Origin of the sequence: Psychrobacter sp. Ps7 (genome assembly GCF_022129225.1) — a bacterium.
GTDB lineage: Bacteria > Pseudomonadota > Gammaproteobacteria > Pseudomonadales > Moraxellaceae > Psychrobacter > Psychrobacter immobilis_A.
The window spans coordinates 56,580-66,211 of sequence record NZ_JADQAH010000013.1; the positions used below are offsets into that span (position 1 = coordinate 56,580).

At 40.4% G+C, this 9,632-nt stretch carries 8 protein-coding genes and 1 pseudogene; 7 read left to right on the forward strand and 2 right to left on the reverse strand.

Translation table 11 applies throughout. The features are described 5' to 3' along the window. The first annotated feature begins 298 nt into the window (after nt 1-298). Entirely contained in the window at nt 299-916 is a 618-nt protein-coding gene (gene wrbA / locus I3257_RS06675; RefSeq protein ID WP_060490546.1) for an NAD(P)H:quinone oxidoreductase, read from the forward strand. A 62-nt stretch (nt 917-978) separates the two neighbouring features. Next, complete coding sequence (locus I3257_RS06680) at nt 979-1,455, forward strand: hypothetical protein (protein WP_238049175.1); 477 nt, start codon at nt 979-981, stop codon at nt 1,453-1,455. A 90-nt stretch (nt 1,456-1,545) separates the two neighbouring features. Here I3257_RS06680 and I3257_RS06685 read toward each other — a convergent pair whose 3' ends face one another. Then, nucleotides 1,546-2,316 carry a DUF3108 domain-containing protein gene (locus I3257_RS06685; RefSeq protein ID WP_045446684.1) on the reverse strand — a complete coding sequence of 257 codons (771 nt, stop codon included), beginning with the start codon at nt 2,314-2,316 and terminating at the stop codon, nt 1,546-1,548. A 552-nt stretch (nt 2,317-2,868) separates the two neighbouring features. Between I3257_RS06685 and I3257_RS06690 the strand changes: the two genes are divergently transcribed. The 4 genes from I3257_RS06690 to I3257_RS06705 all read left to right on the forward strand — a co-directional run bounded on the left by I3257_RS06690 (nt 2,869) and on the right by I3257_RS06705 (nt 7,918). Then, the gene (locus tag I3257_RS06690) at nt 2,869-3,159 is read left to right on the forward strand and encodes a co-chaperone GroES (RefSeq protein ID WP_011279842.1); all 291 of its coding nucleotides are present in this window, start codon (nt 2,869-2,871) and stop codon (nt 3,157-3,159) included. Nucleotides 3,160-3,264: 105 nt separating this feature from the next. Beyond that, entirely contained in the window at nt 3,265-4,914 is a 1,650-nt protein-coding gene (gene groL / locus I3257_RS06695) for a chaperonin GroEL (RefSeq protein ID WP_109591437.1), read from the forward strand. Nucleotides 4,915-5,444: 530 nt separating this feature from the next. Further along, nucleotides 5,445-7,103 carry a hypothetical protein gene (locus I3257_RS06700; protein ID WP_238049176.1) on the forward strand — a complete coding sequence of 553 codons (1,659 nt, stop codon included), beginning with the start codon at nt 5,445-5,447 and terminating at the stop codon, nt 7,101-7,103. 122 nt (nt 7,104-7,225) lie between these two features. Continuing rightward, nucleotides 7,226-7,918, forward strand: coding sequence for a hypothetical protein (locus I3257_RS06705; protein WP_238049177.1), 693 nt, complete (start codon nt 7,226-7,228; stop codon nt 7,916-7,918). Nucleotides 7,919-7,932: 14 nt separating this feature from the next. On the opposite strand, the gene yaaA is transcribed toward I3257_RS06705, so the two are convergent. After that, complete coding sequence (yaaA, locus tag I3257_RS06710) at nt 7,933-8,733, reverse strand: peroxide stress protein YaaA (RefSeq protein WP_238049178.1); 801 nt, start codon at nt 8,731-8,733, stop codon at nt 7,933-7,935. A 483-nt stretch (nt 8,734-9,216) separates the two neighbouring features. Here yaaA and I3257_RS06715 point away from each other — a divergent pair. Further along, nucleotides 9,217-9,632 (forward strand): annotated as a pseudogene (locus I3257_RS06715) (NAD(P)(+) transhydrogenase (Re/Si-specific) subunit alpha); the annotation flags it as partial.

Here is a 9,632-nt window from a genome sequence, read left to right on the forward strand (position 1 = left end):
CCTATATTACGGTATCTGTCATATATTATGTATATAGTCATTCCACTATAAAATTATTACAGCGTTAACCTCGCTTGAAGTATTTAATATACAGCTACACTCGGTTGCCTTGTACTATTTATTGCCTTGTACTATTTATTGCCTTGTACTATTTATTGCCTTGTACTATTTTTAAATTGAATCGACTATAGCTACATAATCAATAAGGTTTTATGCTAAAGAAATAGACTGCATAGAAGCTGTTGTAGGTAATTGGAATCAACAATAACATTCATGGTTTTATGAGGAAGTATTGCTAATGAGTCAGACCGCCCCTTATGTTTTGGTGCTCTATTATTCAAATTACGGTACGACTAAGACATTGGCTTATGCTATCGCTCAAGGTATTGAGGATGCTGGTATGACAGCCCGTATCCGTACTGTACCAACGGTTGCACCCGAGACCACGTCGAGCAAGCCTGCAATACCTGATGAAGGTGACTTGTATTGCACTATGGACGATCTAAAAGACTGTATGGGTTTGGCGCTTGGTAGCCCGACGCACTTCGGTAATATGGCTGCTCCCATGAAATATTTTTGGGACAATACGGTCACTATTTGGCTGGCAGGTAATTTACAGAACAAACCTGCTGCTGTATTTACTGCGACCGGCTCTATGCACGGCGGTCAAGAGACGACATTGTTGACCATGATGTTGCCGTTGATGCATCACGGCATGATCCTTGTTGGTGTGCCTTATGCTGAGCCTGCGCTTAATCGTACTCATCGTGGTGGCTCGCCTTATGGTGCCAGCCACGTGAGTGGGGCGTTACATGATCAACCCGTCTCAGCAGATGAGCGCGAGTTGGCTATCGCCCAAGGTCGTCGCTTGGCTATTAGTGCTACTGCATTGGCGCAAGCTAACTGGACTCGCTAAGCGGATTTTTATAGCATGCAACGTCTTATATAACGCTATTAATTAGGAAATAAATATATCTAATGGTCACAAACCGCTCCGATAGTGAGATAAGCGCACCAGCCAAAAAATCTGCCAAACCTGCTAAGCTTAAAAAGCCAATTACGCCCATTCGTCAGCGCTTGATGGTGACTTGGCTGATTTGGTTGGTTTATAGACTGCTTGGGCTACCTATTTTTATCAATGTTTTTAATCCCAGTAGTCCTGATATCATTGGCGGTATCGCCTGGCAAGCATTATGGCTAGTGCCAGCATTTATTTTGACGCCCGCGATACTACGGGGTCGTTCGCCATATGTGCTATTGATAGGCAGTATGCTTACCTTGGTTTATTTGGGGGCGAGTGGTGTGGTGCTGTTTACCCGCGTTTACGGCAGCAGCTGGGCAGAGATAGTGGTTTATCTGCTTGATTTTGTCTTATTACTGGCCATCAATATTTGGTTATTTATTCTACTAAAGCGTCTTCCTTCAATGAACAACGTCGCTAAGCAGCCACGTTAGTTGATTTCGCTAAATTTAAGACATAAAAAAGCGGCGCTCTATTTAGAGTGCCGCTTTTTTTATGCTATTTCTGCTTATTTAATAAAAAGCTTAATTTACTTTGGTTAATTCTAAATCCATCTTTTTGCCATCATTAATTTGGCTAACTTTTACTGGTAGGTAATCTAAGCTTGGTGCGAGCCAAAAACTGGTAGAACGACTATTGTCATCGTGGATACGGTCGACACGTACAGTATCAAATGTGCCAGCTGGAACGGTAATCTTGGTGTTACCAGATTTTTTGAAAGGGGTTTTCTCTATTTTGTCTTTTTTCGCCATGTAATAGTTGCCAGAGAATTTACCGTTCAATAAATCTTGGCGAATTTGTACTTCCAAACTTAAATCATCAAAAGCTTGTTGTGCCATGTTCATGGTCGTCGATTTGCCTTTATAGTTACTCACCACCTTTTTACTGCTTGGATTGAAGTCTAATTTATGCGTACGACCAACGCCTAATAGCTTATAAGTGGTGCTGGCTTGAGTCGGAATGACATTATTACCGTTGATGGTAAAAGTGCTGTTTTGCGAAGCGCTTGCGACACCTGCCACCCGAGCATTGACATTATATTTCCAAGTATTACCTGATTTGTTAAGCGTGCGAGTAGCCGTGCCTTTATATTTGTCCTCAACGGTAAAGCTGTAGTTGGCGCTTGAAGGTTCGATATTCTTTGCGCTGGCAAGGGTTGGTGCAGTCATACTTATCGCTCCAATCGTAGCAATACTGGCCCCAGTGGTTAGGGCGGTTAAAAACTTAGACTTGCTACGTTTAGTATTATTAGTATCGGTTGTTAATGACTTTTGATCGTTTGATAAAAAACTCATGGACATTCCTTAATTGTTATTTATGGCATTGCTTATAACTATTGTTATTTTCTCAAGGACTATAATGGTCATGTCCTGCTATCTTTTCAAGAGTGAAGGCCGTCCCTGTGGTGTTGCTATTGTAGTCAAGGTTGCTGGCATCGAGCGCGATATCATCAGGCGTCACTTGCTGTAACTTGAGTAAGCAGGAGTAAGTTAATCGGTCAGTTGTAAATGATATGCGGTAACTTAACTAATTCAATTCGGTGTTGAAATTTAGCATTCATATGGCTGCTTTTAAAATCTTGCTAAGGCCTTTAACACGGTGCAACCCAATCAAATGACTGTTCATAAACGTTATTACCAACTAAATAATCCACGATATGCAAAATTCTTGTAAATTTTTGGGCTTTACACTTGAAGCTAACTCACTTTGCCCCCATTTTTTGATACAAGCTCAAAGCTTATCTTTAGAATGCTGTTTTAGGCAGTAACGCCTATAGATATTGGTATTGAGACCATTAATTCAAATAAACCCTTACTGCAAATAACCAAATTATTGGAGACATATTGATGAATATTCGTCCTTTACATGATCGCATCGTTGTCCGCCGCATAGAAGAAGAAACAAAAACAGCTGGTGGTATCTTGCTTCCTGGTTCTGCTCAAGAAAAGCCGTCACAAGGTGAAGTGCTAGCAACTGGTAACGGTCAGATTCGTGACAACGGCGAAACTCGCGCGTTAGATGTAAAAACTGGCGACAAAGTCTTGTTCGGTCAATATGCTGGTCAAACCGTGAAAGTTGACGGCGAAGAACTATTGATTATGAAAGAATCTGATGTATTGGGTGTGTTAGAAGGCTAGTCCTTTTTGAGTATTTTTATACTCAGCGCATTTTGACAACATTATTGAAAAATCATTGAAACATTTAATTGCATTCTCATACTTATAATAGTGGAGTAATTTAACATGGCAAAAGACGTAAAATTCGGCATTGATGCCCGTAAACAAATGATGGATGGCGTAAACATCCTAGCAAATGCAGTACGCGTAACCCTAGGCCCTAAAGGTCGTAACGTGGTTATCGATAAGTCATTTGGCGCGCCTACCATCACTAAAGATGGTGTTTCGGTTGCCAAAGAAATCGAGCTTGAAAACAAATTCGAAAACATGGGCGCACAGTTGGTCCGTGAAGTGGCTAGCCGCACAAATGATGTTGCTGGTGATGGCACGACTACTGCGACCGTATTGGCGCAATCTATCTTGCAAGAAGGCATGAAATCAGTTGCCGCTGGCATGAACCCAATGGATCTAAAACGCGGTATCGATAAAGCGGTTCGCGCTGCTGTTGAGCAAATTCATTTGCTAGCTACACCAGCTGACGATTCAAAAGCGATTGCCCAAGTTGGTTCTATCTCTGCCAACTCAGACACCAAAATCGGTGAGCTAATTGCTCAAGCGATGGAAAAAGTCGGTAAGCAAGGCGTTATCACCGTTGAAGAAGGTTCAAGCTTTGAAGATACCTTAGAAGTTGTCGAAGGTATGCAGTTTGACCGTGGTTATATCAGCCCGTACTTTGCGAACAAGCAAGACAGCCTAACCGCTGAATTTGAAAACCCATATATCTTGTTGGTTGATAAAAAAATCAGCAATATTCGTGAAATAGTGCCATTACTTGAGCAAGTGATGCAGCAGAGCAAGCCATTGCTAATCATTGCTGAAGACGTTGAAAACGAAGCATTGGCGACATTGGTTGTCAACAACATGCGTGGCGGCTTGAAAACTTGTGCCGTTAAAGCACCAGGTTTCGGCGATCGTCGTAAAGCAATGCTAGAAGATATTGCAACGCTAACTGGCGGTACAGTAATCTCTGAAGAGATTGGTCTAAGTTTAGAGACTGCTACTCTTGAGCAACTTGGTACGGCTAAAAAAGTCACTGTCGGTAAAGAAAATACCGTAATCGTTGATGGCGCTGGTAACTCTGCTGACATCGAAAATCGTGTTGAATCTATCAAACGTCAAGTTGAAGAATCAACGTCTGACTACGACAAAGAAAAGCTTCAAGAGCGTATGGCTAAACTTGCTGGCGGCGTTGCCGTTATCAAAGTTGGCGCTGCGACTGAAACTGAAATGAAAGAGAAGAAAGATCGTGTTGACGATGCGCTACATGCGACTCGTGCCGCGGTTGAAGAAGGCGTTGTACCTGGCGGCGGTGTTGCCTTAGTTCGTGCAATGAATGCATTGTCTGAGCTACGTGGCGATAACGATGACCAAAACGCGGGTATCAATATCTTACGTCGCGCAATGGAAGCCCCATTACGTCAAATCGTCACCAACGCTGGCGAAGAAGCATCAGTGGTAGTCAACGAAGTGAAGAGTGGCAGCGGTAACTACGGTTACAACGCAGCTTCTAGCGAATACGGCGATATGCTAGAGATGGGTATTCTTGATCCAGCTAAAGTAGCTCGTTCAGCGCTAGAAAATGCAGCATCTGTAGCTGGCTTAATGCTAACGACCGAAGTCATGATTACTGATTTGCCACAAGGTGATGACGGTATGGCTGGCATGGGCGGTGCTGGTGGAATGGGCGGTATGGGTGGAATGGGCGGCATGATGTAATTTTACTTCTGCTACAAAGCGATTTCTTTTCGTCAGATGCGCTCAATGTACAACAGGTACTATTTTTGCGCATCTTCCTCGACAAATCGCTTTTCGCTAGAAGTATGATTTTGTCATAAAGTTTATTTGATCATTAGAAGCTCTGTTATCGGAAGATAGCAGGGCTTTTTTTTGCCTAATTTTTATAGCGCTACTCATTGATATATGAGGTATTCATAGTTTTATATGCATTCATTCGATAGTGTTGGATAAGTGTTTTATGCTTGGAAAGGTTGCCAATTGACAGGCATAGTAAGGGCGTTGCTGTTTCCCAGACTTAGTGGTGACACTTTACCTGCTATTTACTCATGGTCTTTGATGCACCCCAAAGATTTCAACAAGTACAATGCCAATTAGATCAACAAAATCGACCTGACATTATCAAGAGCATTGAATATATAAAGTTTTTTTATATATGTTATTATTTAAATATAATTAATAAATATAATCAATGGACTGATACTTTATCAAAGGACAATTGAGCACGTGTTATGGCTGCCCAGCCAAAAACTCTTGTGCAATTCAAGGTGATGATGATGAAAAAAATTAGGCTTGGGATTCTGGTAGAAGAAGAAACATTGCCATGGTATAAGTTTAAACCATTAAAATCTCTCGTCGATGAAGGCAAGGTTGAGGTTTGTATTGCTGTCCAACGGGATAAAAAACAAGCGTCTCACATGTCTCGTCTGTCCAAAGTTATTCCTTCCATTAATCAAAAGTTATTTTCTTTTCTTTCTCGAAATAAGAGTAATACCAAGCGTTATTCTATTCATAACTTGGTGGCTAATGGTACGATGCCCATCGTAATATCAGTCGTAAATCAGGATAAAATTTATGATGAGATTGAGGATTCAGTGATTGAGAAACTTGAAGCCGCCAATCTAGATTATCTGATCAAATTTGGCTTTCGAACCTTAGCAGGGAGAATTCTGAGTGTTTCAAAAAAAGGGATTCTCTTATTTCGTTACGGCGATGAAACCAAACAAAGACGCGGATCAGCATTGTATTGGCAGTTTGCCGAACAATGGGAGAATAGCGTAGTCACGCTACATCTGTTAAATGAGCATCTTAATGGTGATAAAGTCGTTGGGAGAGGATATGGTTCTTTATTTTACTGGGACTATAATTTAACCGAGCATAAATTAAATGGTGTCGCAGCATCGATATTGTATTGGTATTTCCATAAAAATAAAATTGGCGTCAAAAGTAGAAATTCGACGAATTCAATGCTTGACGATGCAATTTATGAAGAACCCCAGCAACTGACTGCCATACGGCATTTGATGAGTTTTTTTAAAAACTATACGATAAAGACTTTCTATAAGAGTCTTTATCACAATAACTGGAGTATTTTGATTGGTTCTATTGATCAGTCGATGCAAACATACACTGAGCTATTGCCTGAAAAAGGATGTTTTTGGGCTGACCCTTTTTATATTGAGCGAGATTCAAGGCGTTATATATTTTTTGAGAGCTTAAATTATAAAGAAGGTATCGGCCGTATAGAGTGGGTGGAACTGGATGAGCACCATCAAGTTATCAATTCTGGACCAGTCGATTTAGGTATTAGCTCCCATTTAAGCTTTCCTAATGTATTCGAGCATGAAAACGCTGTATATATGATTCCAGAAGCCGCCAAGACCAATTGTATTAACCTATTAAAAGCGACGGATTTTCCGCAGAAGTGGGAAAAAGTTCATGAGTTGGTGTCTGGGGTTCAGGCAGCAGATAGTGCCGTTATTGAGCACAATGGCTTATGGTATCTTTTTACCACGCATGGTTCAATTTCAGTCCTTACAATGGATTTGGAATTGCATATTTATACGTCTGATAAGTTGGAGTCAGATAACTGGACCATTCATCCCTCGGCGCCTTTAAAAATTGATGTGCGTGGGTCACGATTAGCAGGTGCACTATTTAAGAGAGATGGTCAGCTGTTTCGTACGGCTCAAGATGGCACTATTAGGTATGGGCGTAGAGTGGCTTTGTATTTGGTAGAAGAGTTGACACCGACATCTTATAAAGAAACCTTTGTGCGTTATATCGAACCCAATTGGGAAAACGATATCGATCGTCTCCATACCTATAACGTATATGATCAAACTGTCGTACTTGATGTCTCAAGAGATAAGTTGCGTTTTACTGTATAGCTGCTAAGAGGTCGTTATATGGAAGCCCTTGATAAATTTAGTTCATCAAGGGCTCTTTATATGAAAAATATTTGAGTTGTGATAGATTAAGTTAGATTAATGTTTTCCAAAGAGGAAGTGTATTGAATATTGCCTTTAAAAGATTTTATTCACAATCAATTGATTTTCGTAAATCTCTATTAAGTGAAACGAATAAAATTCCTAGTATCGATGGTTTTAATCATAGAGAGACAGCAACTTTAATTTTGGCAGATATCTCATCTGAACATGGCCATGCTGTGCACGCGTTAGCTAAAGAGGGATGCAATATTTCAGCGAGTAGCTTGTTGCGCCTGCAATTTGAATCATTAATAAGAGCACAATGGATATACTGGGTTGCTAAAGATGAGATTGTTGAAAGATTTTATAAGCCTTTGACACAACAAAATGCATCGCAGTCGGAGAAACGTATACCTACAATCAATTCGATTTTGGATGATTTAGAATGTGCGGCAAAAGAGGGTATAGTTCCGGAGAGAGCTGTGCAAATGATGAGAGAGTTTAAAGAATTAACAATGAAACCAGCAAACTCATATGTGCATACAGGTATGCATGCATTTTCGAGAAAGAAAGACGGTTTTCCAGAGCCTCTAATTATTCAAATATTACAGAATTCTAATGGACTAGAAGCACTGAATGCAATGCTTCTAGCTACTGTGGTAAATTCTGCTGATATGATACAAAAGGTGTTAGCTCTACAGTATATTTATATGGATAGTTTACCTATGCAAATACCTGAAATAATGGACAAGTTTTATAGTATCCGTTATCCGTAGTTATTCATATCAAGCTACTGATCTACCGCATCCCGTCTAAACGTCCACGTTTTATCATCAGAAGCCTCTTCACAGTAATAATATCCCGCCAAATCAAACTGCTTTAGCTGCTCAGCATTGGTCAGCTTATTATCAGCAGCATACTTCACCATCAGTCCACGTGCTTTTTTGGCATAGAAGCTAATCACTTTGTATTGACCATTCTTTTCATCTTCAAATCGTGGCGTGATAATTTCCGCATTCAGCGCTTTCTTCTTGACCACTTTGAAATATTCATTTGACGCCAGATTAATCAAAATCTTATCATCACTATCTGCCATACGTGCATTAATAATGGCAGTTACTTTCTCGCCCCAAAATTTATAAAGGTTATCACCACGTTCATTTTTCAGTTTGGTACCCATCTCTAAACGATAGGGTTGAATCAAATCGAGCGGTTTCAGTACGCCATATAATCCAGACAAGATACCCAGATGCTTATTGACGTAAATGGCGCTGTCTTTATCCATATGATACATATCAAGTCCAGTATAAACATCGCCATCGAATAGATAACCTGCAGGTTTGGCATTGTCTAAAGTAAAGGGCTTATCGTTGCTCCAACGCCACTCTTGATTGCGCTTGGCATTGAGCTGTGCCAAATCGTCAGAAATGCCCATCAGTTCTTGTAAATCAATCGGTTCTTTTGATTTTAAGTTTTTCATCAATGCTTGCGCATGTTTGATGAGCTCTGGTTGACTATAATATTTGTCTAAGTTCACTGGCACCGCATCTTTCTCATTTAAAGATTTGGCAGGGGAAAGTAAAAAATACATCGTCATTCCTTATTATAGTGAGTCAATGGGTAGTCTATTTATGTATCAAGTTTTCTTATTATACGATATGCAGTATTGTATCTTGACCTACCCGTCGTTGTTTTGTGTTTTTTAACGTTACCCTTAAAAAGGACAGATATTTGAGTGATATAAGCCGATAGTTTGTCAAGTCTAGTGTTTAATTGAAAAGGAAAAATTTTTAATATAACAATAAAAGTTATGCAGATGGTGTAAATGCCTAACTTTTTATTTTACTTGTGGGTCATCATTAGGCAATGAAAGTTGACAGATGATGTCTCTATAATAAAAAGGCATGATGGCAAAGTCGCTATCATTTATTAAATTGATAATCTTTGGTCATGATGTTGAACCAACCATGACCAAAGGTTTTTTTGTCCCCTGTGCTTTTTAAATATGCGTTGAGGGTGTTAAAGGTAGTCGTGAGACGTAAGTATAGTCATTAGACGTAAGTAAGGAGACGGTATGAAAATCGGTGTAATCAGTGCAGATGTCGCGAGCGAGAGCCGTGTAGCGATAACCCCAGACGCAGTCAAAAAATTGCGTAAGCTTGGGTTTGAAGTCGTCATACAGTCAGGTGCAGGTCAAGCGGCATATTATGCTGATGAGTTATATCAGGCTGCAGGTGCCGATATTGCTAGCAGCAGCGCCGAGGTAATCACACAGTCTCGAATTATTACCACCGTTAATGACTTACCAGCTGAAGCTATTGAAAGCTTAACGTCAGGTCAGATTGTCATTGGCATGCTTGACCCATATCGTAATACTCAGCTTGACACTTATGCGACCAAAGGTGTCACTGCCTTTGCGATGGAACTTTTACCTCGCACATTGTCACGCGCACAGAATATGGATGTCTTGTCATCGCAAGCCAACCTTGC